The organism is Novosphingobium indicum (genome assembly GCF_014645195.1).
Taxonomy (GTDB): Bacteria; Pseudomonadota; Alphaproteobacteria; order Sphingomonadales; family Sphingomonadaceae; genus Novosphingobium; species Novosphingobium indicum.
This window is the reverse complement of record NZ_BMLK01000007.1, coordinates 51,044-75,815: the sequence shown is the minus strand read 5'-3', so window position 1 is coordinate 75,815 and position 24,772 is coordinate 51,044. Positions and strand designations below refer to the sequence as shown.

28 protein-coding genes and 2 riboswitches are annotated in these 24,772 nt (G+C 63.7%); of the genes, 11 read left to right on the top strand and 17 right to left on the bottom strand.

Annotated elements, in window-relative coordinates; genetic code table 11:
• Positions 1–35 precede the first annotated feature (35 nt).
• The 4 genes from IEX64_RS08760 to IEX64_RS08745 all read left to right on the top strand — a co-directional run bounded on the left by IEX64_RS08760 (position 36) and on the right by IEX64_RS08745 (position 4,416).
• Positions 36–914 (top strand): F0F1 ATP synthase subunit gamma, encoded by an 879-nt coding sequence (locus tag IEX64_RS08760; RefSeq protein ID WP_188819279.1) that lies wholly within the window; start codon positions 36–38, stop codon positions 912–914.
• A 24-nt stretch (positions 915–938) separates the two neighbouring features.
• Positions 939–2,396, top strand: a complete 1,458-nt coding sequence (gene atpD, locus IEX64_RS08755; RefSeq protein ID WP_188819278.1) for a F0F1 ATP synthase subunit beta — start codon at positions 939–941, stop codon at positions 2,394–2,396.
• 3 nt (positions 2,397–2,399) lie between these two features.
• Entirely contained in the window at positions 2,400–2,657 is a 258-nt protein-coding gene (locus IEX64_RS08750; protein WP_188819277.1) for an ATP synthase F1 subunit epsilon, read from the top strand.
• A 193-nt stretch (positions 2,658–2,850) separates the two neighbouring features.
• Positions 2,851–4,416 (top strand): ArnT family glycosyltransferase, encoded by a 1,566-nt coding sequence (locus tag IEX64_RS08745; RefSeq protein ID WP_188819276.1) that lies wholly within the window; start codon positions 2,851–2,853, stop codon positions 4,414–4,416.
• Between the two features lie 14 nt (positions 4,417–4,430).
• Here the strand turns inward: IEX64_RS08745 and IEX64_RS08740 are convergent, their stop codons facing one another.
• Positions 4,431–4,712: an HNH endonuclease gene (locus IEX64_RS08740; RefSeq protein WP_188819275.1), complete on the bottom strand. Its 282-nt coding sequence runs from the start codon at positions 4,710–4,712 to the stop codon at positions 4,431–4,433.
• A 142-nt stretch (positions 4,713–4,854) separates the two neighbouring features.
• On the opposite strand from IEX64_RS08740, the gene IEX64_RS08735 reads away from it, so the two are divergent.
• Entirely contained in the window at positions 4,855–6,393 is a 1,539-nt protein-coding gene (locus IEX64_RS08735) for a TadA family conjugal transfer-associated ATPase (RefSeq protein WP_188819274.1), read from the top strand.
• A gap of 60 nt (positions 6,394–6,453) precedes the next feature.
• Here the strand turns inward: IEX64_RS08735 and IEX64_RS08730 are convergent, their stop codons facing one another.
• Both IEX64_RS08730 and IEX64_RS08725 read right to left on the bottom strand, forming a co-directional pair.
• Positions 6,454–7,068, bottom strand: coding sequence for a YceI family protein (locus IEX64_RS08730; RefSeq protein WP_188819273.1), 615 nt, complete (start codon positions 7,066–7,068; stop codon positions 6,454–6,456).
• A gap of 134 nt (positions 7,069–7,202) precedes the next feature.
• Positions 7,203–7,409 carry a hypothetical protein gene (locus tag IEX64_RS08725; protein WP_188819272.1) on the bottom strand — a complete coding sequence of 69 codons (207 nt, stop codon included), beginning with the start codon at positions 7,407–7,409 and terminating at the stop codon, positions 7,203–7,205.
• A 43-nt stretch (positions 7,410–7,452) separates the two neighbouring features.
• On the opposite strand from IEX64_RS08725, the gene IEX64_RS08720 reads away from it, so the two are divergent.
• The 3 genes from IEX64_RS08720 to IEX64_RS24620 all read left to right on the top strand — a co-directional run bounded on the left by IEX64_RS08720 (position 7,453) and on the right by IEX64_RS24620 (position 8,849).
• A complete protein-coding gene (locus tag IEX64_RS08720; protein WP_308422592.1) occupies positions 7,453–8,439 on the top strand; it encodes a DMT family transporter in 987 nt (328 codons plus the stop codon).
• Between the two features lie 52 nt (positions 8,440–8,491).
• Positions 8,492–8,623, top strand: a complete 132-nt coding sequence (locus tag IEX64_RS08715; protein WP_188819271.1) for an entericidin A/B family lipoprotein — start codon at positions 8,492–8,494, stop codon at positions 8,621–8,623.
• A 97-nt stretch (positions 8,624–8,720) separates the two neighbouring features.
• Entirely contained in the window at positions 8,721–8,849 is a 129-nt protein-coding gene (locus IEX64_RS24620) for a hypothetical protein (RefSeq protein WP_268238447.1), read from the top strand.
• Position 8,850: 1 nt separating this feature from the next.
• Here IEX64_RS24620 and IEX64_RS08710 read toward each other — a convergent pair whose 3' ends face one another.
• The 12 genes from IEX64_RS08710 to IEX64_RS08655 form a co-directional block, all read right to left on the bottom strand.
• Positions 8,851–9,840: a bile acid:sodium symporter family protein gene (locus tag IEX64_RS08710; RefSeq protein WP_229710161.1), complete on the bottom strand. Its 990-nt coding sequence runs from the start codon at positions 9,838–9,840 to the stop codon at positions 8,851–8,853.
• 87 nt (positions 9,841–9,927) lie between these two features.
• Positions 9,928–11,484: an aminomethyl-transferring glycine dehydrogenase subunit GcvPB gene (gcvPB, locus tag IEX64_RS08705; RefSeq protein WP_188819270.1), complete on the bottom strand. Its 1,557-nt coding sequence runs from the start codon at positions 11,482–11,484 to the stop codon at positions 9,928–9,930.
• Positions 11,481–12,851 carry an aminomethyl-transferring glycine dehydrogenase subunit GcvPA gene (gcvPA, locus tag IEX64_RS08700; protein ID WP_188819269.1) on the bottom strand — a complete coding sequence of 457 codons (1,371 nt, stop codon included), beginning with the start codon at positions 12,849–12,851 and terminating at the stop codon, positions 11,481–11,483. Before gcvPA ends, gcvPB begins: the two co-directional genes overlap by 4 nt.
• Positions 12,852–12,871: 20 nt before the next feature.
• Positions 12,872–13,243 (bottom strand): glycine cleavage system protein GcvH, encoded by a 372-nt coding sequence (gene gcvH, locus IEX64_RS08695; protein ID WP_188819268.1) that lies wholly within the window; start codon positions 13,241–13,243, stop codon positions 12,872–12,874.
• A gap of 12 nt (positions 13,244–13,255) precedes the next feature.
• Entirely contained in the window at positions 13,256–14,344 is a 1,089-nt protein-coding gene (gene gcvT / locus IEX64_RS08690; protein WP_188819436.1) for a glycine cleavage system aminomethyltransferase GcvT, read from the bottom strand.
• A gap of 85 nt (positions 14,345–14,429) precedes the next feature.
• A riboswitch (glycine riboswitch) is annotated at positions 14,430–14,549 on the bottom strand.
• Positions 14,550–14,666: riboswitch (glycine riboswitch) on the bottom strand.
• A 61-nt stretch (positions 14,667–14,727) separates the two neighbouring features.
• On the bottom strand, positions 14,728–15,411 hold the full coding sequence (locus tag IEX64_RS08685; RefSeq protein ID WP_188819267.1) for an NAD(P)H-binding protein: 684 nt from the start codon (positions 15,409–15,411) through the stop codon (positions 14,728–14,730).
• 14 nt (positions 15,412–15,425) lie between these two features.
• Positions 15,426–16,586 (bottom strand): deoxyguanosinetriphosphate triphosphohydrolase, encoded by a 1,161-nt coding sequence (locus IEX64_RS08680; RefSeq protein WP_188819266.1) that lies wholly within the window; start codon positions 16,584–16,586, stop codon positions 15,426–15,428.
• A gap of 43 nt (positions 16,587–16,629) precedes the next feature.
• The gene (locus IEX64_RS08675) at positions 16,630–16,947 is read right to left on the bottom strand and encodes a hypothetical protein (protein WP_188819265.1); all 318 of its coding nucleotides are present in this window, start codon (positions 16,945–16,947) and stop codon (positions 16,630–16,632) included.
• A gap of 10 nt (positions 16,948–16,957) precedes the next feature.
• Positions 16,958–18,442, bottom strand: coding sequence for an NAD(P)(+) transhydrogenase (Re/Si-specific) subunit beta (locus IEX64_RS08670; RefSeq protein ID WP_188819435.1), 1,485 nt, complete (start codon positions 18,440–18,442; stop codon positions 16,958–16,960).
• Positions 18,442–18,747 (bottom strand): NAD(P) transhydrogenase subunit alpha part 2, encoded by a 306-nt coding sequence (locus IEX64_RS08665; RefSeq protein WP_188819264.1) that lies wholly within the window; start codon positions 18,745–18,747, stop codon positions 18,442–18,444. Before IEX64_RS08665 ends, IEX64_RS08670 begins: the two co-directional genes overlap by 1 nt.
• A gap of 1 nt (position 18,748) precedes the next feature.
• A complete protein-coding gene (locus IEX64_RS08660) occupies positions 18,749–19,891 on the bottom strand; it encodes an NAD(P) transhydrogenase subunit alpha (RefSeq protein ID WP_188819263.1) in 1,143 nt (380 codons plus the stop codon).
• A 13-nt stretch (positions 19,892–19,904) separates the two neighbouring features.
• Positions 19,905–20,030: an aa3-type cytochrome c oxidase subunit IV gene (locus IEX64_RS08655; protein ID WP_188819262.1), complete on the bottom strand. Its 126-nt coding sequence runs from the start codon at positions 20,028–20,030 to the stop codon at positions 19,905–19,907.
• A gap of 176 nt (positions 20,031–20,206) precedes the next feature.
• Here IEX64_RS08655 and IEX64_RS08650 point away from each other — a divergent pair, with 176 nt between their 5' ends.
• Genes IEX64_RS08650 through IEX64_RS08640 form a run of 3 tightly spaced genes read left to right on the top strand, consistent with a single transcriptional unit; the run spans position 20,207 to position 22,913 of the window.
• Positions 20,207–21,631 (top strand): sigma-54-dependent transcriptional regulator, encoded by a 1,425-nt coding sequence (locus tag IEX64_RS08650; RefSeq protein WP_188819261.1) that lies wholly within the window; start codon positions 20,207–20,209, stop codon positions 21,629–21,631.
• Between the two features lie 39 nt (positions 21,632–21,670).
• On the top strand, positions 21,671–22,135 hold the full coding sequence (locus IEX64_RS08645) for a nuclear transport factor 2 family protein (RefSeq protein WP_188819260.1): 465 nt from the start codon (positions 21,671–21,673) through the stop codon (positions 22,133–22,135).
• Between the two features lies 1 nt (position 22,136).
• The gene (locus IEX64_RS08640) at positions 22,137–22,913 is read left to right on the top strand and encodes an SDR family NAD(P)-dependent oxidoreductase (RefSeq protein ID WP_229710159.1); all 777 of its coding nucleotides are present in this window, start codon (positions 22,137–22,139) and stop codon (positions 22,911–22,913) included.
• A 12-nt stretch (positions 22,914–22,925) separates the two neighbouring features.
• Here the strand turns inward: IEX64_RS08640 and IEX64_RS08635 are convergent, their stop codons facing one another.
• Both IEX64_RS08635 and folP read right to left on the bottom strand, forming a co-directional pair.
• Positions 22,926–23,279, bottom strand: coding sequence for a hypothetical protein (locus IEX64_RS08635; protein WP_188819258.1), 354 nt, complete (start codon positions 23,277–23,279; stop codon positions 22,926–22,928).
• A gap of 211 nt (positions 23,280–23,490) precedes the next feature.
• Positions 23,491–24,618 (bottom strand): dihydropteroate synthase, encoded by a 1,128-nt coding sequence (folP, locus tag IEX64_RS08630; protein ID WP_188819257.1) that lies wholly within the window; start codon positions 24,616–24,618, stop codon positions 23,491–23,493.
• Between the last annotated feature and the right edge of the window lie 154 nt (positions 24,619–24,772).

Below are 24,772 nucleotides of genomic sequence, written 5' to 3'. Positions count from 1 at the left end.
CTCCCGGGCCGGAACAATGAAACGGAGAGAAACGAGTGGCATCGCTCAAGGAACTCAAAGGCCGCATCAACTCGGTCAAATCGACCCAGAAGATCACCAAGGCCAAGCAGATGGTCGCCGCGGCCAAGCTGCGCAAGGCGCAGGCCGCCGCGGAGTCCGCGCGTCCATACGCCGCGCGTCTCGCCGAGGTGATGGGCTCGCTCGCGGGGAAGATCACCCTTTCCGACAACAGCCCCAGGCTGCTTGCTGGCACCGGCAGCGATCAGGTTCACCTGCTCGTGATCGCCAACTCGGACAAGGGCCTGTGCGGCGCGTTCAACTCGAACATCGTCAAGGCCGCCCGCGTCAAGGCGCGTGAGCTCGAAGCTGAGGGCAAGACCGTGCTGTTCTACCTCGTCGGCCGCAAGGGCCGGGCGGTGATCAAGCGCGAATACCCCAAGCAGATCGCCCACATGTTCGACACCACGGACGTACGCGATCCCGGCTTCAACGAAGCGGAAAAGATCGCCGACGAACTCGTCGCCATGTACGAGGACGGCAAGTTCGACGTCGCGCACCTGTTCTACTCGAAGTTCCGCTCGGCCCTGTTGCAGGAACCGACCGGCACCCAGATCATCCCGGTGCCGGCGCCGAAGGAAGCCGCTTCGGGCGGGTCCGACGCCGTGACCGAATACGAACCGGAAGAGGAAGAAATCCTCGCCGCGCTGCTGCCGCGCTACCTGAAGACCCAGATCTTCGGCGCGCTGCTCGAGAACGCCGCTTCGGAACAGGGCGCGTCGATGACCGCCATGGACAACGCGACGCGCAACGCGGGCGAGCTGATCGACAAGCTCACCATCGTCTACAATCGCACCCGTCAGGCTGCGATCACCACCGAACTCGTTGAAATCATCGCGGGCGCGGAAGCGCTCTAAGATATCGCAGGCAAGGAAAACCAAATGGCCACTGCACCCGTGCTTAACCAGACCACGACCGGCAAGATCAGCCAGGTCATCGGCGCTGTCGTCGACGTCACCTTCGAAGGCGAACTGCCCGCCATTCTCACCGCGCTCGAGACCGACAACAACGGTCAGAAGCTGGTGCTCGAAGTCGCGCAGCACCTGGGCGAAAACACCGTTCGCACCATTGCCATGGACGGCACTGACGGTCTTACCCGCGGACAGGGCGTATCCAGCACCGGCAAGCAGATCACCGTGCCGGTCGGCCCCAAGACGCTCGGCCGCATCATGAACGTTGTCGGCGAAGCCATCGACGAGCGCGGCCCGATCGGTTCGGACATGCATGCTCCGATCCACGCCAAGGCCCCCGAGTTCGTCGAGCAGTCGACCGAAGCCGCGATCCTGGTGACCGGCATCAAGGTCATCGACCTTCTCGCGCCTTACGCCAAGGGCGGCAAGATCGGCCTGTTCGGCGGTGCCGGCGTCGGCAAGACCGTTCTCATTCAGGAACTCATCAACAACATCGCGAAGGGTCACGGCGGCGTGTCCGTGTTCGCGGGCGTCGGCGAGCGTACCCGTGAAGGTAACGACCTCTACCACGAGTTCCTCGACGCCGGCGTTATCGCCAAGGACGCCGACGGCAACCCGACCTCGGACGGTTCGAAGGTGGCCCTCGTGTTCGGTCAGATGAACGAGCCCCCGGGCGCCCGTGCCCGCGTTGCTCTCTCGGGCCTGACCATGGCCGAGTACTTCCGTGACCAGGAAGGCCAGGACGTTCTGTTCTTCGTCGACAACATCTTCCGCTTCACCCAGGCGGGCGCCGAAGTGTCGGCCCTTCTCGGCCGTATTCCCTCGGCCGTGGGCTACCAGCCGACCCTGTCGACCGACATGGGCCAGCTGCAGGAACGCATCACCTCGACCACCAAGGGCTCGATCACCTCGGTCCAGGCCATCTACGTTCCGGCCGACGACCTTACCGACCCTGCGCCGGCAACGTCGTTCGCCCACCTGGACGCAACGACCACGCTGAATCGCGCCATCTCCGAGCTGGGCATCTACCCGGCCGTCGACCCGCTCGACTCCACCTCGCGCGTCCTTGAGCCGCGCGTCGTCGGCAACGAGCACTATGAGACGGCCCGCAAGGTCCAGGAGACGCTGCAGAAGTACAAGTCGCTGCAGGACATCATCGCCATTCTCGGCATGGACGAGCTTTCGGAAGAAGATAAGCTCACCGTGGCGCGCGCCCGCAAGATCCAGAAGTTCCTCTCGCAGCCGTTCCACGTTGCCGAGGTCTTCACCAACATCCCGGGCAAGTTCGTGCAGCTCGAAGACACCGTGAAGTCGTTCAAGGCTGTTGTCGACGGCGAATACGACCACCTGCCGGAAGACGCCTTCTACATGGTCGGCGGCATCGAAGAGGCAGTCGCGAAGGCCAAGAAACTGGCCGAGGACGCCTAAGCAATGGCTCTGCACTTCGAACTCGTCACGCCGGCGAAGCTCGTCCGCTCCGAGGACGTCCACATGGTGGTCGTTCCCGGCACGGAAGGCGAGTTCGGCGTGCTGGAGGGCCACGCGCCCTTCATGTCGACGGTCGCCGACGGCGCGCTCCATGTCTACAAGACCGAGAATGGCGCGCCTGAAGAGATCCGCATTTCCGGTGGCTTTGCCGAAGTCGGCGATGCCGGCCTGACCGTGCTCGCGGAGCACGTGGAAGGCTGAAACCACACCCGTTGGGGTAACAACAAGGGCGTCGCGGGACTTCCGGCGGCGCCCTTGTCGATTCCGGGCGCGGTTCCTTAGCTTCCTTGCCCGATCACGGATCGACCAGCGGAGAAGCGGGAATGCAAACCTTAGGTCGAAATTAACCAACCGCTCGTAGCACCCTTTGCGAATACGCTTTTCAGGGGTGCGCATGGCAATCTCGACAGCAGCTGAACTCGGTTCGACACCAAATCGGGGTCGTCGGGTCTCAGCGATCATCGCTCTGCCTGACTGGCTTGGCAGGCTCGCGGCCAAGGAAGTAACACTCGGTCTGCTGGTCTACACAGCGGTGGCCTTGCTCCTGCGAGCCCCCATGTTCGGCGAACCAACCGTCAACATCGACGATCAGTTCTACGCGCTCGTCGGGCAAAGAATGCTCGACGGGGCAACGATGTACGTCGACATCTGGGACCGCAAGGGCCCCCTTCTCTATGTGCTGTTTGCCGGGATCGAGGCGATTTCGCGTGCTCCCGCATTCTACCAGTTCGTCGCAACGCTCTTTGCAATTGCCGGTGCCCTGTTCGTCCAGGGGATGGCACGATCGCTGACGGATCGACGCGCTGCGCTCATGGCGGGAATTGCCTATCTGGCCTTGCTTCAGCAATTCAAGGGCGGCACGGCCCAGACTCCGGTATTCTACAATCCCCTGATGCTGCTGGCGGCATGGTCAGTTGCGACCCGGTTGCCACTGCTGGCGGCAGGCCGCATCGATATGCGGCTGGTGCTTGGCATGACTTCGGCAGGACTGGCTATTGCCATCAAGCAATCAGCCGCGATCGAGTCCGCGTTCTTCGGTGTGTTCATTCTTGTCGCGCTGGTAAAAGCGCGAGCACCGCTGCTACGTATCGTGGCGATCTGCACCGGCCTGCTCCTTGTGGCCCTGCTTCCCTATGTGATTGCCGCCCTCTATTATCTGCATGACGGCCATTTTGCGCAGTTCTGGCAAGCAACCGTCGAATCCAACTTCCGGCGGCAATATTCAGATCCGAACACCCACATCATCCGGGCATGTCTCGCCATAGGACGGATCAGCTTGCTGAGTGTGCTGGTGTGGTTCAGCCTTCGCAACTGGCAAGGTGACGCGCAAGGCCGCGGCATAATCCGCTTCTACATCGGTTGGATCGCCACGGCAGTGGCAGCTATTTTCATCTTTCCCAACATCTTCGATCACTATCTTTTGCCGCTGGCGGGCCCGTTTTGCATTCTCATGGCCAACGTTTTCACCAAGCGCGGCATCGGTACAGTGAGCTTCGTCGCAATCATAGCCATCGCCATGGCAGCAAGCGGAAGTCTGAATCTCGCGAAGCGTTGGCGGGCTCACACAGCTTCGACAGCCTTCACACAGTACGTCGCGGAAGAAACGCCTACCCGCAAATTGCTGGTTTGGGGGATGCCAAGCTATCTCTACTCAGCACTCGATATTCCACCGCCGTCAGTTCTAGCCTTCCCTCCTCATCTCTACGATGCGCAGGAAAGCGGCGCGGCAGGGATCGACGAGGTGGCCGAAGTACACCGTATTCTTGCGAGCCACCCACAGACACTCGTCGTGTGGACGCAACTCGACAGGAAAGGCCCGCGCAAGGAAAACTGGAAATCGATTACTGATTACCAGAGCCAGTGCGGAAAAAGAAAGCTCTTCACGCTCTATGAGGATGTGATGCCCAGAAGCATCATGGTCTACAGCCAGTGCGGCACCCGAACACCAACTGCGCACTGACATTCCGGATCACATCACTTGCGGCGCGCCGTGGGTGCGTGAAAATCGGCCGGCTTTTTGGAGACCCAGCGCACGAAACGGCGGATCGTCTCGGATCGCACCAGCGTGTCGCGATCGGCACCTATCCTTGCCAGTTCCGCATTCGTGAAGGTGGCGTGGATGGTGCGATGGCAGATCGGATGGAGCGGAACCGTCTCACGCCCACCCCGGCTCTTGGGCAGCGGGTGATGCCACTCCACGCGGCGCCCCAGCGGCCTCACGCAGAGCCAGCACCGGCTGCTCTCTTCGCTCTCCATGTCTCCAGCGCTTTTTCGCAATGAATGCGGCTCCGTGGCCTGACCATTAGGAAGTTATCAAAGTTTCAACCTTAATGATCGGTTCCCAACGCGACTAGCCACGCCCGGCATCGGTTGGGCAGTGAAAGAGGTTGAGAGACTTATGAGCGCATTCGGGCGGCGAAACGGAATGGGCGGCGGCCAGGGAGCCCGGCCGGCTTTCGGCGTGGCCAAGCCCCTCAAGGGAGGCGGCCAGGACAAGGCTGCCAGTTCCCAGGCCAACGCACCGAATCAAGCCCCGATCCCGGGTGGTGAGCAGTTCCCGCCGCTTCCCGGCGGCGACACCGGTGCACCTCCCAAGCATCTGCGCGACGATGCGATGACGCGTCTGGCCGACCGTGCCAATGCCGTCGTCGACAACCAGTCCGAACAGGGCGGCTTCGAAGCGTCGATCCACAAGATCAAGGAGCAGGTGCTTCCGCGCCTGCTCGAACGCGTCGACCCTGAAGCCGCGGCGACGCTGACCAAGGACGAGCTGTCGGAAGAATTCCGCCCGATCGTCATGGAAGTGCTGGCCGAGCTCAAGATCACCTTCAACCGCCGCGAACAGTTCGCGCTGGAAAAAGTCCTGATCGACGAGCTGCTCGGCTTCGGTCCGCTGGAGGAATTGCTCAACGACCCGGACGTTTCCGACATCATGGTCAACGGGCCGAACCAGACCTACATAGAAAAGAAGGGCAAGCTGCAACTCGCCTCGACCAAGTTCCGCGACGAACAGCACCTCTTCCAGATCGCCCAGCGCATCGTCAACCAGGTCGGCCGCCGCGTCGACCAGACCACGCCGCTGGCCGACGCCCGTCTCAAGGACGGCAGCCGTGTCAACGTGATCGTCCCGCCGCTCTCGCTGCGCGGCACCGCGATCTCGATTCGTAAGTTCTCCGAGAAGCCGATCACCATCGACATGCTCAAGGACTTCGGTTCGATGAGCGAAAAGATGGCGACCTGCCTCAAGATCGCCGGCGCCTGCCGCATGAACGTGGTCATCTCGGGCGGTACCGGTTCGGGTAAGACGACCATGCTCAACGCCTTGTCAAAGATGATCGACCCGGGCGAGCGCGTGCTAACCATCGAAGACGCGGCCGAGCTTCGCCTGCAGCAGCCGCACTGGCTGCCGCTCGAAACGCGTCCGCCGAACCTTGAGGGCCAGGGCGCGATCACCATCGGCGACCTTGTGAAGAACGCCCTGCGTATGCGCCCTGACCGCATCATCCTGGGCGAAATTCGTGGCGCCGAGTGTTTCGACCTTCTGGCCGCCATGAACACCGGCCACGACGGCTCGATGTGTACCCTTCACGCCAACAGCCCGCGCGAATGTCTCGGCCGTATGGAAAACATGATCCTGATGGGCGACATCAAGATCCCGAAGGAAGCCATCAGCCGCCAGATCGCCGAATCGGTCGACCTGATCGTGCAGGTGAAGCGCCTTCGCGACGGTTCGCGCCGCACCACCAACATCACCGAAGTGATCGGCATGGAAGGCGACGTCATCGTCACCCAGGAACTTTTCAAGTTCGAATATCTGGACGAGACCGACGACGGCAAGATCCTCGGTGAATTCCGCGCCTCGGGCCTGCGCCCCTATACGCTGGAAAAAGCCCGCCAGTTCGGGTTCGACCAGGCCTACCTCGAAGCCTGCCTCTGATTTCCACTGAACCGGAGCGAGACCCGCGCGACGCCATAAGGCGCCGCGCTGGGCGCTCGGTCAGTCTGCTTGCTTCTCGAAAGCCGCGGTAATGGCGATCGTCGTCTCGTCGCTGACGAGCGGGGCATACTTGCTAACGCCGAAGTCGGTCCGCTTGATCACGCCCTTTGCGTTGAACCCGATCGTGTAGATCTTGTTCATCGGATTGACGGCAGCCGCCTTGAACGTCGCCTTGAGTGTCACTGGACGAGTTACCCCATGCAGAGTGAGATTGCCGGTCACGTCCGCAGTGCGTTCGCCGGTCTTGACGACCTTGGTAGAAACGAAACGCATGGTGGGGAACTTCTCGGCATCGAACCACTCTTCGCCCACCAATTCCTCATCAAGCGTGGCGTTGGTGGTGGAGACCGTCTCGACCGGAACCGAAACGTCCAGCTTGGCCGAAGCGATGTCGGTCGGGTCGATGGACAGCGTGCCGGTGGCGCCGGGGAACGTGCCGAAGAACTCGCTGATGCCGAAGTGATCGACCGTGAAACGCACGAGAGTATGCGCACTGTCCAGCGCATAATCGCCGGCCTGAACGGCCGAAGGCTGACTATTCGCCTGCTGCGCGAAAAGCGGAGCGGACGCGATGATGGAAGCGGCGGCGAGCGCCGAGGCAAGGGCACGTTTCATGCTGATTTCTCCGAAACAAACGGGGGAACGGGGTTTCGGGGCGCTTGTTCCCATGAAGCCACCGTTCCGCCCAGCCGGATAAAATCGATCCACTTGTTCAGGTTTTTCGAATACCTTCGCGGCACTAGCAGCGCTCACACGCCCAGAAACGCCCGCCCGCTCAAACCCAGCAGTAGGATCGCCGCCATCAGCGACCAGAAGAAGATCGGCGTCCACGGCATGAACCCGACCCTGTCGAGGTTGCTCCGGCGCAGGCGTCTGCGGTCCTGCACCCATGCCAGCACGGCCAGCGCAGCCGCCACCGCTCCAGCGATTGCCATGATTCGGTCGGTATGCGTCATCCCTGCCCCTTGCCTGCGCGCACCGGAGAGTTAAAGCCCCGCCGTGACTTCCGCTGCACGCTCCTCCTCCCAGGACCGCCCGCTGTTCGCAATCGCGCTCCGGCTGGCGGCGATGGTCATGCTGTCCACGATGTTCATGCTGATGAAGGTCGCCAGCGAACGCGGCGTATCGCTGCCGGAGCTGATCTTCTGGCGGCAGGCCATGAGCGTGCCGATGATCCTCGGATGGCTGCTCGCAACCGGCAATCTCGGCCTGCTCGCGACGAGTCGCATGGGCAGCCATGCCATGCGTGCGACGACCGGCACGGCCGGGCTGTGCTGCAACGTTGGCGCGGCCACACTGCTGCCGCTGCCGGAAGCGACGACGCTGGGCTTCACATCGCCGCTATTCGCCGTGCTGATCACGGCTTTGATCCTGCGCGACAAGGTGGGCAAATGGCGCTGGACCGCCGTTGCGCTCGGCTTCGCGGGCGTTCTGGTGATCGCGCAGCCCGGCGACGCCCCCGTCGCGCCGCTCGGCATCGCCGCGGGGCTTGGCGCGGGGGTGATCGTCGCCGCGGTCAGCTTCCAGATCCGCGACCTCGCCCGCACCGAAGCGCCGATAACCTGCGTCTTCTGGTTCGCGGTCTACGGCGCGCTGCTCACTGCCATGCTGATGCCCGTCTATGCCGGACAGCATGGATCGACCGAATGGCTGATGCTAATGGCCATTGCAGTGACCGGCACCTTCGCCCAGTTTCTGATCACCGCCGCGCTGCGTTTCGGCCCGGTCGCGACGGTCGTCGTCATGGACTATACCTCGCTGATCTGGGCGACCGGCTACGGCTGGCTGATATGGGACAGCTTCCCGCCCTTCACCACTGCGCTCGGCGCACCGCTGATCATTGCCGCAGGCCTGATCATCACCTGGCGCGAACGCAACCTGTCCCGGCGGATTTCCCCCACTTCGTCCATGGATGTCGGAGCGATCGAGGAGATGGCCGACGACACTTCGCGCGATCCCGAACGGGAACCTGAACGGTCACCGTGAGTTGCCTTCCCGCGAGCGGTCCCCCGGCCGCGCGGAAGAAGGAACACAAAACATGGTCAAGAAACTGGTTTTTGCCCTGGTCGCGGGCGGCATCGTATTCTCCGCCTCGGCCTGCAACACGGTCAAGGGTGCCGGCGAGGACATCGAGTCCGTCGGTCAGGCCGGAGACGACGCCATCAATTGAGCGGACGGCCGGGGCATGGCGTCGCGGCGCGATTGCGGCCGCTTCCCATTGCTCCGGCCTTCGCCTATGCTCTGGCCATCCACTTGGGAATAAAGCGATGGTTCGGAAATTCGTTCTTCTCTTCATTGCCGGCGGCCTCGTGATGGGCAGCGCAGCCTGCAACACGGTTCGCGGCGTCGGCCAGGACCTGGAATCGGCAGCAAACAGCGTCGACAAGGCAACCTGATCTAGGCTTCCGGATCGGCGGCGTTCGACCGGTTCCAGATCGAAGCCAACAAGCTTCCTATCAGAACGTGCATTACTGCGGAGATAGCCGCTGGCACAGGCGCCAATGCGGCTTGCATCGTCGAGCCAAATTGTCGCGCGAAGACGGGGCTCGAGGCTAGGCTGGCGCCCAGCCCGCTGTTCTGCATGCCCACTTCGATGCTGATCGTCCGCGCCGAGGCTTCGCTCAGGCACAGTATGCAGCTGACCAGATAACCCAGGCCGAAACCCGTCAGGTGCAGCGCGAAAACAGCGAGCAGCAGAATGCCGGCGTGTTCCTCAATCAGCGGTTTCGAGCGTGCGATGATGCCCGCCACGATCAGCACCACGAAAAGCACCGAAATGAAGGGCGAGACGACTGTGATCTTGCGCGTCGCCTGCGGCAGATAGCGGTTCATCAGCACACCGACGACTACGGGCAGCAGCACGACAGCGACCATCTCGCGAAACAGGTTCCACCGGTCGATCTCAATGAACACGCCGGCGAGCCATCCGGTCAGCACCGGCGTCATAGCGATGGCCACCAGTGTGGAAGCCATCGTCATCGTTACCGACAAAGCCACGTTGGCTTTCGCAAGATAGCTGATCACGTTCGATGCCGTCCCGCCCGGACAGCAGGCGACGAGGATCAGGCCGACCGCCAGCCCGGGCTCCAGCCCGAAGGTCCAGGCCGAGGCGAACCCGGCCAGCGGCATCACCGTGAATTGCAGGGCGACACCCGCCAGCACCTGCCGCGGCAGCGCAAGAACCCGCCGGAAATCATCGAAGCTGAGGGTAATGCCCATGCCGAGCATGATCACGCCCAGCATGACGCTGATCAGCGGCTGCCCGAACGGTCTGAACCGTCCATCGGCTACCCACAGAAATGTCTCGGGGACGAACCACGCCAGCGATACGCCCAGCACCGTCCACAAGGCGAAAAACCCGGTAATCCGCTCGAACAGGCGCGTCACAGCGCCGGTTCCTGCTGCAAGTGCGCAATTATCATGATGTCGGCTGCCCCCTGCCCTCTCTCGTTCAGGGAGCAGCCGTTATCACGATCAGCCCTGCCAGACGAGCACCGGCTTGCGCGCGGCCTGCGTTTCATCGAGCCGGCGGCGCGGCGCGAAGTGCGGGGCGGAATGGAGGCTTTCATCGCCGGCCTTGGCCCGCTCGGCGAGACTGCGCAGCGAGGCGATGAAGCGGTCGAGCCCGGCCTTGCTCTCGGTCTCGGTCGGCTCGACAAGCATCGCGCCCTTCACCACCAGCGGGAAGTAGACCGTCATCGGGTGGAAGCCCTCGTCTATCAGCCCCTTGGCGATGTCGAGCGTGGAGAAGCCCTCGGCCAGCCCCGCTTCGCTGAACAGCGCCTCGTGCATGCACGGGCCGCTCTTGGCGAACGGCGCGGGCAGTACATCCTCGCACATGCGCAGCACGTAGTTGGCGTTGAGCACCGCGTCCTCGGCAACCTGCCGCAGACCATCCGCGCCGTGGCTGAGGATGTAGGTCAGTGCGCGCGTGAACATGCCCATCTGGCCGTGAAAGGCGACCATCCGACCGAACGACTGCGTGTGGTCGAATTCGGAGGCATTCTCTTCCTCGACGAGGTGAACCACGCCATCCGCCGTGCGCGCCGTGAACGGCAGCGGACCAAAGGGCGCTAGCGCTTCGGAGAGCACCACCGGACCCGAGCCCGGCCCGCCACCGCCATGCGGCGTCGAGAAGGTCTTGTGCAGGTTGATGTGCATGGCATCGATGCCGAGGTCGCCCGGACGCACCTTGCCGACGATGGCATTGAAGTTCGCACCGTCGCAGTAGACGTACCCGCCCGCCTCGTGGACGGCATCGGAAATCGCCTTCATGTCAGGCTCGAACAGGCCGCAGGTATTGGGGTTGGTGATCATAACCCCCGCTACGTCAGGCCCCAGGCTGGCCTTGAGCGCCTCGAGGTCGACGCGCCCCTCCGGCGTCGCCGGGATCGAGCGCACCGTGAAGCCGGCAAAGGCCGCCGTGGCAGGATTGGTGCCATGCGCGCTTTCGGGCACCAGGATGATGTGGCGTTCCTCACCGCGGGCATCGAGCGCCGCGCGGATGCAGAGCAGACCGCAAAGCTCGCCGTGTGCACCGGCCTTGGGGCTCATCGCCACGCCGTGCATGCCGGTGAGGTCGATCAGCCAGAACGCCAGCTCGTTGATCACTTCCAGCGCGCCGGGCACAGTCGAGACTGGCTGCAACGGGTGCACGTCGGCAAAGCCCGGCAGACGCGCCATCTTCTCGTTGAGGCGCGGATTGTGCTTCATCGTGCACGACCCGAGCGGAAACGGCCCAAGATCGATCGCGTAGTTCTGACGCGAGAGACGCGTGTAGTGGCGGACCGTTTCAGGCTCGGTAAGCCCCGGGAGGTCGGGCATCTGCTTGCGCAGGAACTTCGAAAGCCCACCCATCGGTGCGCGATCGGCGTCCTCGATATCGACACCGCACTTGCCATCGGCGCCGAGTTCGAAGCTCAGCGGTTCCTCGAGCATGAGACCGTAATCACCGCTTGAGGTGGCAGGAACGCCTGCCTGTCCGGCCTCGCCCATCGAAGGGCGCCAGCCCGATGCATTCACTGCGTTCATGCCGGCACTCCCACCAGAAGCTCTTCCAATTGCGTGGCGAAGGTCTCGATGTCTTCCGCCGTCGTGGTCTCGGTCGCCGCGACCAGCAGCCCCTTGTGGAGTCCGTCGGCGACGGGGAACAGGCGGCCGAGCGAGACACCGCCGAGCACGCCGCGCTCCGCCAGTTCGCGCACGACCTCACGCGCGTCGCGCGGCAGCACCAGCGTGGCCTCGTTGAAGTAGGCCTCGTTCAGCACTTCCACGCCCGGAATGCGGCCCAGACGCTCGATCATGGCCTGCGCGCGCGCGTGATTGACTGCCGCCAGCTTCGCCAGCCCCTCGCCGCCCAGCAGGGTCAGGTGAATGCTGAAAGCCAGTGCGCAAAGGCCTGAATTGGTGCAGATATTGCTAGTCGCCTTCTCGCGGCGGATGTGCTGCTCTCGGGTCGAGAGCGTCAGTACGAAACCGCGCTTGCCGTCGGCATCGACGGTCTGGCCGCAGAGACGGCCGGGCATCTGCCGCACGAACTTCTCGCGGCAGCCGAACAGGCCCAGGTACGGCCCGCCGAACTGGAGGCCGACGCCGAGCGACTGACCTTCACCCACGACGATGTCGGCGCCGAGATTACCCGGTGCCTCGATCAGGCCGAGCGCCACCGGCTCGGTGACGACAGCCACAAGCAGCGCACCTTTGGCATGGGCGGCTTCGGCAATGGCCGAAAGATCGGGAATGCGGCCCAGCACGTCGGGGTACTGCACCACCACGCACGAGGTCTTGTCGTCGATCTGCGCGATCACCGCAGCGTCGTCAGGCTCTGCCGTCAGTTCGGTGTTGAGCGAGACGATCTCATCCTTGGTGAACTTCGCCATCGTGCGCACGACTTCGCCGTAGTGCGGGTGCAGACCGCTCGACAGCACTGCCTTGCCCTTGCGGGTGACACGCGCCGCCATGAGGATCGCTTCCCAGCACGCGGTCGAGCCGTCGTACATCGAGGCATTGGCGATATCGGTCCCGAACAGCCGCGCGACCTGCGTCTGGAACTCGAAGAGCACCTGCAGCGTTCCTTGCGCGATTTCCGGCTGGTACGGCGTGTAGGCTGTCAGGAACTCGCCGCGCTGGATCAGATGGTCGACCGATGCCGGCACATGGTGGCGATAGGCCCCGGCGCCGAGGAAGAACGGGGCCGATCCGGCACTCACGTTCTTCGCAGCGAGCGCGGACATGTGACGTTCCACTGCCATTTCGCTGGCATGGGCGGGAAGGCCTTCGATCGGACCGGGCAGCCGGGCCTGGGCGGGAACGTCGACGAAGAGGTCATCGACGCTGGCCGCACCGATGCTTTCCAGCATTTCGGCGCGGTCGGCGGAAGTCAGGGGAAGGTAGCGCAAGTGGCGTTACTCCATGGAAATCAGAGGCTTTCGACGTATGCCTTGTAGGCGTCCGCATCCATCAGGCTCTCGAGCTCCGAGGCGTTGGACAGCGTGACGCGGAACAGCCATCCACCGACTTCGGCGTCGGTGTTCACCAGTTCGGGCTCATCGGCGAGCGCGTCGTTGGCTTCCGCAATAGTGCCCGACACCGGCGTGTAGACATCGGATGCGGCCTTGACCGAATCCACCACCGACACGGAATCGCCCTTGGTTACGCTTGCGCCGGTCTCGGGCAGTTCGACGAAGGTGATGTCGCCGAGCTGGCCCTGCGCGTAATCAGTGATGCCGACGGTGCCGAGGTCGCCTTCGACTTCGATCCACTCGTGGTCTTCGGTAAAGTAGCGGGTCATGGGTGCTGCTCCTCAGCGATAGTAGCGATGGGGTACGAAAGGCATGGGCGCGGCTGTGGCCGGAAGGCGCTTGCCGCGCATCTCGATCTCAAGCGCGGAGCCGTCGGCCGCGTGAGCGGCATCGACATAGGCCATGGCGATGGGATGCTGCAGCGAGGGCGAGAATCCGCCTGAAGTCACTACGCCAACTTCCTGATCACCCGAGAAAACCTTGGCGCCTTCGCGCGCGGCCATGCGGCCTTCGAGCGTGAGGCCAATGCGCTTGCGGGCCGGCCCCTCCGCGAGCACGTCCTGTACGTGCGCGGCGCCGGGGAAGCCACCTTCGCTGCGACGACGCTTGTTGATGCCAAACACGAGACCGGCGCTGACAGGATCGGCCTCCGGGGTCATGTCATGGCCATAGAGCGGCAGGCCCGCCTCCAGGCGCAGGCTGTCGCGCGCGCCCAGACCGATCGGCTTCACTTCCGGTTCGCCGCACAGCAGTTCGGCGATCTGCGCAGCGGATTCGCCGGGGATGGAAATCTCGAAGCCATCCTCGCCGGTGTAGCCGGAGCGGCTGATCCAGACATCGACACCGCCCAGCTTGAAGCTGGCGCCCTTCATGAAGGTCAGCGCGGACAACGGCGTCTCGCCTCCGACATGGCGTTCCAGAGCGGCAAAAGCCTTGGGGCCCTGCAGCGCCAGCAGCGCGTTTTCATCGAGGTGGTTGAGCGTCACTTCATCGGGCAGCAGTTCGCGCAGCGTGCCGATATCGTCCCACTTGGTCGCGCCGTTGACGACGAGGTAGAACCCCGTCTCCCAGCGCGTGACCATGAGATCGTCGAGAATCCCGCCATTTTCGTCGAGCAGCAGCGAATAACGTACCGATCCGGTCTTCAGCGTCGAGAGATCGATCGGCAGCGCGGCTTCCACTGCGGCCTCGAGGTCCCCGCCGGTCAGGTAGATCTGACCCATGTGGCTGACGTCGAACAGGCCGGCACTCTCGCGGGTCCAGAGGTGCTCGGCCATGATGCCCTCATACTGCACGGGCATCATGTAGCCGGCGAATTCGACCATCCGCCCGCCCTTTTCGCGATGCCAGGCATCGAGCGGCAACAGCATCGGTCCGATATCCTCGGCCTGATCATCATCGTTGGTAGGGTATTCGCTCAAGACACGACTCCGCACAAAGCATGGCACACCATCCGGTGCCCCCTCTGTCACGGAAACCTGAGAGCTTCCCCCGTTTGCCTTGCGTTGGACAAAACAGGGTTACACCGTCGGCGGCCACTGCCCTGAGGCGGCGACGCTTTCCAGAGTTGCGCTATCGACCCGCGCGGTCCTTTTGCCTGAGAGATTCCGGGGCGGTTGCTCCTTCGGCGCCTTCCGAACCGGCCACTTGTACAAGCGAGCCGAATCGGGAGGTCTCTCCCGCGCGTTTCAGCGATGACCTAGATTTGACGACACATGCCCATGTGTCAACGCCGCCGATGTGCAGCGCAGCATTAATCCCCGCCCCGACGCACGGCGCGGAGCATGGCATCGTAGTCATGCACGAACCGGCCGCGGGCCTTCTCGTGCGAAAGTGCCATGATCGCCTGCGCCACCTTGGCAGCGGAAATAGACCGGTAACACCGGTACTTACCGTGCAGCACGAGGAAGTCTAAAATCGGCGCGAAGATCTGCGCCAGTCGTTCAAGCGGGCGCCGTTCCTGCCGGTGCCCGCGCAGCACTCCGGGGCGCAGAATATCGAGCCTGCGAAAACCGAGCTTGCCTAGTGCCTCCTCGGTTTCACCCTTTACCGAGAGGTAGAAGTTCTTGCTGCCCCGCATGGCGCCGACCGACGAGACCACGATCATGTGCTCGATCCCCGCCGCGCGGGCCGCTTCGGCGCTGAAGCGGACAAGGTCGTGATCGACGGCCCGGAAAGCCTCTTCGCTACCCGCCGTCTTGATGGTGGTTCCCAGCGCACAGACCAGCACGTCCGCTTGGGCCGCCGCGATGAGCTGCGGCCAGTCGATCGGCTCGCCGACCAGCATTTCCATGCGGGCACCGGCGGGAAGCTCGGCCTCGCGCCGCCCCACACCGACAAGACGCACGTCGTCCCGCCCGACGGCCTCTGCCATGAGCGTGCTTCCCACCAGCCCCGTCGCACCGACGAGGCACATCCTCACCCCGGTTTTCGCCATCTCAGTCGCCGCGATCACACATTGGTCAGGCCGGGCGGCGTGCGGCCGTAGATATGCTCATGGCAGGTGAGCGCGAAGCGATCGGTCATGCCGGCAATGTAGTCGGCGATATGCCGGCTGCGCTCGGGCTCGAAGCGCGGCAGCGTGTCGATCCAGGTTTCGTCCATCAGGACGGGTTCCTGCGAATAGGCGGAATAGAGTTCGGCCAGCACTGCCCGCGCGCGCCGGGCCGTCTCGACCTGCTCGGGATGGTAGTAGAGCTTGTCGTACATGAAGCGTTTGAACGTACGCTCGGCCTCGGCCATTTCAGGCGAGAAGGCGACAAGCGCACGGCCTGCGGCCCGTACCTCGTCGACACTGCCGACGCCGACAAGATTGGCCTGCGTCTGCGCCACGAGATCGTTGACCATCACGCCGATCTGGCTGCGGATCAGTTCCGCGAGTTGCCGGTCGAGCGGAGCGCCCGGATACCGCCGCTCCACCTCGGCCCAGTGATCGGCCACGAAGGGATGCGCGAGCAGTTCGTCGATATCGAGGAAGCCCGCGCGCAAGCCGTCGTCGATATCATGGTTGTCGTAAGCGATATCGTCCGAGAGCGCCGCGACTTGCGCCTCCAGCGAAGCGTGCGTTTCCAGCTCGAGCGAATAGGCCGCGTCGAGTTCGGCGAGCGCCCAGTTCGGCTCGGTCACCGGGCCGTTGTGCTTGGCCAGCCCTTCGAGCATTTCCCAGGTGAGGTTGAGCCCGTCGTGCTCGCAATAGGGGCTGTCGAGGCGCATCAGCGTGCGCAGGCAATGGGCGTTGTGATCGAACCCACCCGCCTTGTGCAGCGCTGCATCAAGCGCGTCCTCGCCGGCATGGCCGAACGGCGGGTGACCGATGTCATGGGCCAGAGCCAGTGCTTCGGTCAGGTCCTCATCGAGCCCGAGGATGCGAGCGATGACGCGGGCGATCTGCGCCACTTCAAGGCTGTGCGTCAGCCGTACGCGGTAGTGGTCGCCGTCGGGCGCGACGAAGACCTGCGTCTTATAGCGCAGGCGGCGGAACGACATCGAATGGATGATGCGATCACGGTCACGCTGATAGGCGCTGCGCGGACCGCGCGCGACAGCATTCTCGAGTGCGAATTCACGCCCGCGCGAGCGAGCCGGATCGGATGCGTAGGAGGCCAGGGTCAAAACGAATGTCTTCCCGCGTCGGCGTTGGGGGAACGATGTCCCCCTAGCGGGCAAGCCCGGTGGAACACAAGGCCGCGGAACTGGTGGTGACGGTCACGATCTCGCGATCGTCCATTCGCTGCACCGCGCGCACCAGACCGCCCACCGTGCGCGTTTCCTTCTCGAACTCGCAAAGCTTGAGCAATTGTACGAAGGACAGCCGCTTGACGAGCCGGCGCCCCATGCAGGCCGCCGCCTTGTCGTTCATGCCCGCTTCGGCAAAGGATGTGCGCACCCGGTATTCGGCATAGCGGTTCGCGCCAAACCACAACACCGCGGCCAGCCCGATCAGGATCAGGAGCAGCTTGATCAGCCGAAACATGCAGGTGCCCTCAGTCCGTCAGGGACTTGTTGATCTCTTCGACCATCTTCTTGGCGTCGGAGAGGAGCATCATCGTCTGATCCATGTAGAAGACGTCGTTGTCGACGCCCGCATAGCCCTGCCCACCCATCGAACGCTTGATGAAGAAGATGGTCTTGGCCTTGTCCACGTCGAACACGGGCATGCCGTAGATCGGCGATGACTTGTCGGTCTTCGCGGCCGGATTCACCACGTCGTTGGCGCCGATGATGAAGGCCACGTCGGCCTGCGCGAACTCGGAGTTGATGTCCTCGAGTTCGAAGACCTCGTCGTAAGGCACGCTGGCCTCGGCGAGGAGGACGTTCATGTGCCCGGGCATGCGGCCCGCGACCGGGTGGATCGCGAACTTCACGTTGACGCCATGCTCCTTGAGCAGGTCGGTCATCTCGCGCAGGGCGTGCTGTGCCTGGGCTACGGCCATGCCATAACCCGGAATGATGATGACGTTCTCGGCTTCCTTCATCAGGAAGGCCGCATCCTCTGCCGAACCGCGCTTCCACGGCCGCTGTTCCTTGGCTCCGCCCTCGCCCGCACCGCCAGCATCGGCGCCAAAGCCGCCCGCGATCACCGAGATGAAGGAGCGGTTCATCGCCTTGCACATGATGTACGAGAGGATCGCGCCCGAAGAGCCCACGAGCGCGCCGGTGATGATCATCGCCGTGTTGTGCAGCGTGAAGCCCATGGCCGCCGCCGCCCAGCCCGAGTAGCTGTTAAGCATCGAGACGACCACCGGCATGTCCGCGCCGCCGATCGGAATGATCAGCAGAAAGCCGACGGCAAATGCCGCAAGCGTGATCCAGACGATCAGCAGTCCCTCGCCCGGCCCGCCGGCATCGCTCAGCACGTACGCACCGATCAGCCCGATGATCGCCGCCAGCACGCCGAAGTTGATGACATGGCGCGCGGGAAGCAGGATCGGCGCACCGCTCATGTTACCATTGAGCTTGAGAAAAGCGATCACCGAACCGGAGAAGGTGATCGCGCCAATAGCGATACCCAGCGACATCTCGATGCGGCTCGGCAGGAATATCTGCCCGGCGTCGTCAAGAATGCCGAAAGCGCCGGGATTGAGCCAGGCGGCAAGGCCGACCAGCACAGCCGCCAGACCGACCAGCGAGTGGAATGCGGCCACGAGCTGCGGCATCGCCGTCATCGCGATGCGTCGCGCGGTCGTCAGGCCGATGATCGCACCGATGGCAATGGCGGCGAGTATCTCGACGATGGTGACCTTATCGAACACCCATATCTCAACCAGCAAATCGGGATCGGGCGGTCCCAGAACCGGTACATGCGTCAGCAGCGTCGTCAGGACCGCTATGGTCATGCCGATCATGCCGTAGCGATTGCCCGAACGGCTGGTCGCCGGCGAGGACAGGCCCCGCAATGCAAGAATGAAGCAGACGCCGGCGATGAGGTACGCGACGGCGACCCAGGGATTGACCGCGTGCGCTTCCATCACTTGCCGGCCTTCCCGGCGCCGGGTTTGTCTTTCTTCTTGTACATCGCCAACATACGCTCGGTAACGGCGAAGCCGCCGAAGATGTTGACGCTCGCCAGCACCACAGCCCCAAGGCCAAGCCATTTCGCACCCGGCACGCCCGCTGCGGCCGCCGCAATAAGCGCGCCGACGACGATCACCGAGGAGATCGCATTGGTAACCGCCATCAGCGGCGTGTGCAGCGCCGGGGTGACCGACCAGACCACGTAGTAGCCCACGCAGCAGGCCAGGACGAAGATCGACAGGATCGAGATGAAGTCCATGTTACGCCCTCTGCAGCCTCTCGCTCACGATCTTGCCGCCCTGCGTCAGGCGAACGGCATCCCCGATTTCCTCGTCGAGCACGGGCTTGCCCTGCTCCTTGTCCCAGAAGGCGGAAAGGAAGTTGAACAGGTTGCGCGCATAGAGGGCCGAGGCATCGGCCGGGAGATGCGCGGGCGTGTTCGAAAAGCCGACGATCTTCACGCCGTGCTTTTCGACCACCTGATCGGGCACGGTACCCTCGACATTGCCGCCCTGCGGCGCCGCGAGGTCGAATATCACGCTGCCGGCCTTCATCGACGCGATCTGGGCGTCGGTGACGAGACGCGGTGCGGCAAGGCCGGGGATCAGCGCGGTGGTAATGACGATATCCTGCTTGGCGATATGGCTGGACACCAGTTCGGCCTGCGCCTTCTGGTACTCCTCGCTCATTTCGGTAGCGTAGCCACCCGAGCCTTCGCCTTCGATGCCCTCGACATTCTCGACGAAGATCGGCTTGGCGCCCAGCGACAGGATCTGTTCCTTCGTGGCCGAGCGCACGTCGGTGGCCGAAACCTGCGCACCGAGGCGCCTGGCCGTTGCGATGGCCTGCAGACCGGCGACGCCCACCCCCATGACGAAGCACTTGGCGGCGCTGATCGTGCCTGCCGCCGTCATCATCATCGGGAAGGCACGGCCGTACAGGTTGGCCGCTTCGATCACCGCCTTGTAACCGGCAAGGTTGGACTGGCTGGACAGGACGTCCATCGACTGCGCGCGCGTGATGCGCGGCATGAATTCCATGGCCAGCGCTTCCAGCCCCGCCGAAGCATAAGCGTGGATACGCTCGCGTTGCCCGAAGGGATCGAGAATGCCGATCACCCAGGCGCCGGGCTTGACCGCGCCCAGCAGCGCCGGGTCGACACCCTGCACGCCCAGCACGATGTCCGCACCGGACACGACCGTTTCCACCGGGCCCACTTCGGCCCCGGCGGCGCGGTACGCTTCGTCTGAAATGCTGGCTGTGATGCCGGCACCGCTTTCGACGGCGATCGAAGCGCCGAGCGCGGCCAGTTTCTTCACCGTTTCAGGCGTTGCCGAAACGCGTGTCTCACCCGAAGCGCGCTCCTTGAGGACCGCGATCCGCTGGCCTTGTGGTGCCGTCAATTCACGATTCCGATCAGGACGAGATCAGCATGACAACGAACGCGGTAATCGCGATGCAGATGCCGGTGCCCCACGTCGCGGCCTTGATAAAGCTGTTGTAGGTCGCCTGCGCTGCCTTGATATCGTTGCCCGAAGCCATGAACTCTATTCCCCTTGAGGTCCATCAAATGCGACTGCTCTAGCCGGGGCCGCGCGCGCGCTCAAGTGCGAAGCCGCAGTCCACGCGCATCCGCACTTCAGGCTTAAGTCCGTCTTTACCCGATTGGTCTATCCCGGTTTTCCCATCCCGAGGAGGCTGAGAGCAGCGGCAGTATAATGGCGGACATGGATCAACGCCTTCTCATGCTCATCGACGACGAGCCGGCACAAAGCCGCCTTATTTCCGCCCTCGCGGCGCGGGAAGGCTGGCGCACGGTGATCGTTCGCGATGCCGAAACAGCGATTGCCACGCTGGGCACCCGGCAAGGCATGCAGCTTTCCGCCATCATCCTCGACCAGTGGGTTCCGGGCGAAGACGCCTGCTCACTGATCGCGGAACTCAAATCGCGTCGCCCCGCCTTGCCCATTCTCATGTTCACGACGAGCACATCACCGCTGCTGGCGGTGGAGGCCATGCGCGCCGGCGCCACCGATTATCTCGTGAAACCGGTCGCTCCCGACAGGCTGATGCATGCCCTGCGCTCCGCGACGACCCGCGAAGCACCGCGGGACGAGCTGGCGCCGCTCACCGAGAAGATGCCCTCCAACCCCGATTTCGAATCGATGATCGGGGCCTCGCCCAACTTCCGCAAGGCACTGGCCGTCGCCGCCAAGGCCGCACGCGGTCACAATCCCGTCCTGATCGAAGGCGAAAGCGGCACCGGCAAGGAAATGCTGATCCGGGCCATGCATGCCGCCAGCCCGCGCGTGAAGATGCCGCTACGCATCGTCAACATCAGCGGCCTTCCCGCCAACTCCATCGAATCGGTCCTCTTCGGCCACGAAAAGGGCGCCTTCCCCGGCGCTTTCGATCGCCAGATCGGCGCGCTGCAGCATTGCGATGGCGCAACCCTCGCGCTCGACGAGATCGACCGCCTTCCGCTCTCGGTACAGGAGCGCCTGCTCGAATCGCTTCGCAAGAGCGACGTGCGCCCGATCGGCGCACCCTATTCCTTCAAGATCGATGTGCGCCTGATCGCCGCAAGCAACATCCCGCTGAAAGACATGGCGACGCAGGGCCACTTCCTGCCCGAACTGCTCGACGTTCTCTCGCACACACAAGTTCTGCTGCCGGCGCTGCGCGAACGCACGGGCGACATTCCCGCCCTAACCCGCTTCTTTCTGGCCCGCATCGGCGAACAGCCGGGCCTGCGCGAGCTGGGGATTACCGACGGCGCGCTGTCACTGCTCGCCGCCTACGACTGGCCCGGCAACGTTCGCCAGCTTCAGGCCGTACTCTTCCGCGCAGCCGTGTTCTGCGATGGCGATGCCCTCACGTCGGAAGATTTTCCACAGCTTCTCAACATCCTTGGCACAGGTTCGCCCACAGTCGCCAGCAACCCGATGCACGAAAGCTCGGGCGTCATGCTCTACACCGCCGATGGCAACCTGCGGCCACTGGAAGAAATCGAGGCGGACGTCATCCGTCTCGCCATCGGCCTCTATCGCGGTCGCATGACCGAGGTCGCCCGCCGCCTGGGCATCGGCCGGTCAACTCTCTACCGCAAGCTTTCCGAACTGGGCATCGACAACGCCGCGTGAGCCGTCCAAGTTTCCTCCCGCAAAGGGAGAGGAAACTTCATGGACATCTGCGAGCGGCTCGCCGCCATCGAGGATATCAAGCAGCTCAAGGCGCGCTACTGGCGCGGCGTTGACAACGGCGACGCGGCGCTTGTCCGCTCGGTCCTCGCAGAGGATTGCGAGTTGGACTACATGGGCTGCTGCACCGATCCGGTAACAGGCGTCGATCACATGCCCGCCATGAACATGGTGCTGAAGGGAGGGGAGAACTGGCCCGACAGCCCCAATCCCATCGGCCCGAAAATCGTCACCGTGCATCAGGGCAACGATCCGGACATCACCGTCGCAAGCGCAACACAGGCAAGCGGCATCTGGTGCTTTACCGACCGCTTCTTCCTGCCGCCGGGAGGGCCGTTCGAACGCCTGACCGGATGGGGCCGCTATCACGAAACCTACGAGAACAAGGGCGATGGCTGGAAGCTCAAGACCACCCGGATCGAGCGGCTGCGCGTGGAGGTTGCCTGACGTGACGACCACGACAGAATTCGCAGGTCGTACCGCTCTCATCACGGGCGCGGCATCGGGCATCGGTGCTGCGGTGGCGCACTGGCTCGATGCCAGAGGGATCGAGCGCCTCATTCTGGTGGATTGCGACGGGCCGGGCCTGGAAGCTCTCGATCTGCGCGCGTCGGTCCGCTGTGTTTCCGGCGATGTCGCCGACGAAGAGCTTTGGACAGAGATCGAGGTTAGCGAAACGTGCATCGATCACGCTCTGCTCAATGCCGGGGTTGCCGATGGCTGTCCGATCGTCTCGCTCGAATACGCGGACTGGCGCCGCATTCAGTCCGTGAATCTCGACGGCATGTTTCTCTCGCTGCGCACCGCCATGCGGCTGATGACGAAGAGCGGAAACACCGTCGGCAGAAGCGCGGTGCTGACAAGTTCGGTCGCCGGCATCAAGCCTGTGGCGATGACTGCCGCCTACGGATCGAGCAAGGCCGCCGTCGCGCATCTCGCGCGCATCGCCGCGGCCGAACATGCCGCGCACGGCATCCGCATCAATGCCGTTGCGCCCGGCCGTGTCGACACGCCGATCTGGACCAAGAATACGCACTTCCAGCAGATGGTCGACGATCTCGGCAGCCGCGAGGCGGCGCTGGAGAAACTGGCGGAGGACTCGACACCCCTCGGCCGTTTCGCCAGCGCCGATGAAATGGCGGGCCAGATCGGTTTTCTGCTTTCCGACGCCGCGTGGAACGTGACCGGTACGGTGCTCGTCAGCGACGGAGGCTACAGCCTCTAGCCCGCCGGACGATCAGTTCTCGAAATAGACTTCCGGAACGCGATAGCCCTTCTTGGCCATGGCCTTCACGTAGTCGTGGCGATTGTCCTTCAGCTCGTGGGTATATTCGCTCCAGGCATCGCGCGTATCCTCCAGATCCGTCGAGCGCTTGAGGTCGCTCGCCAGTTCCTTCTGCGTTTCGGTGAGGTTGATGTGGTAGTCGTACCACTTGCTGTTTTCGATACCCCCGATGGGCGACTGTATGATGCGCGATTCTTCCTGACGCGCCATCTGCTCTTCGTACAGCATCGGCAGGGCGGCCATGGCAACGGTGGGCGCCGCAACGAGGACGGCGGCGGCAGTGCGAAAGAACGGGATATGCTTCATGGGTTTCACTCCCTTCTGCTAAGCGCGAACGACCCTTTGTCCGCGGTTGAATGGAGCAACGAGCAAGGCGCGGCTTTTCATCCCGGCCCAGAGACGAAATGCCCTGCAAAGACGGCGATATGCGGGTTGCGATCACTGCGTGACACAAAGGCGTAGTGCCGTTCATGCCGCAGAAACCTGCGGTTCATCGGACGTTTAGAAAGCCTCAGTCTCAATCGGTGAGCTGGGAAAAATCCGTCAGTGCCGCATCGCGAAGGCCGCGCCAGACTCGCGCCGCCTGGACCGTTTCCGGCACGTCGTGCACGCGCAAGATATGCGCACCAGCCTCCACGGCCTTGACCGCCAGCATGATCGATCCACCGAGCCGCTCGTGCGGCTGCGCTTCATTGGACAGCGCGCCGATCATGCGCTTGCGGCTGGCGCCGACCAGCAGCGGCTGGCCGAGCGCATGAAACAGCGGCAGCGCGTTGAGCAGTGCCAGATTCTCGGCCACGGACTTGCCGAAGCCGATGCCCGGATCGAGCAGGATGTTTTCAGGCGCTACACCGCCGGCGACAATCTCGTCACGGCGCGCGGCCAGCCAGTCGAACACGTCGAGCACGACATCGGCGTAGTCGCCGTTCGAATGGAGATCGTCGGCCTTGCCGGGGGCATGCATCAGCACAACAGGCGCCCCGCTCGAAGCCGCGAGTTCGAGGCTGCGCGGGTCATAGCGCAGGGCCGAAACATCGTTGATCACGTGCGCACCGGCCTGAAGGCTCGCATCCATCACCGCGGGCCGGCGCGTATCGACGCTGATCGCGGCGCCCATGGCGGCAAGCTGCTCCACCATCGGCACGACGCGCTTGATTTCGTCGCCTTCCCAGACCGCACCGGCACCGGGCCGCGTGGATTCGCCCCCCACGTCGATCATCGCCGCACCGGCTTCCAGCATGGCCGAGGCATGATCGCGGGCTATCTGCGGATCGTCGAGGAATTCGCCGCCGTCGGAGAAACTGTCGGGCGTCATGTTGAGGATGCCCATGACCTGCGGCTGCTCCAGCCGGATCGTGCGCGTCCCCCCGCCCTTGAGCGCGAGGTTCAGCGGTGCATGGACCTTGCGCAGGTTTGCCCACTGCGCCGCGCCTTCCGCACCGAGGTCCGCCGGAAGCGCCGCAAGCGCCGCAGGCATTTGCTCGACCGAATAGCGTCCGCGCGAGACGACCTTGCCGTTTTCCCGAACGATCACGGCAAAGCGGCTGGCCCAGACCAGCGTCCCGCCAAGCCGGACGACTTCGCCCTCCTCGCTCTGCGGGCTCTCGGCGAGAGCGATGGGGCGAAGGTAGAGGGATCGGGTCATGGTCGCTTGTCCGTCAGGCGCGAGGATCAGAACCGGGCCTTAAGACGGTTGCGGCACCGGCGCAAAGACCCGAAGAAAATTGTGCACGAGCCGCCATAGATACTGCCGCGCCGGGAGTGACAGCGCCGGGGCATGAACGGACGGCCCGCTAAAG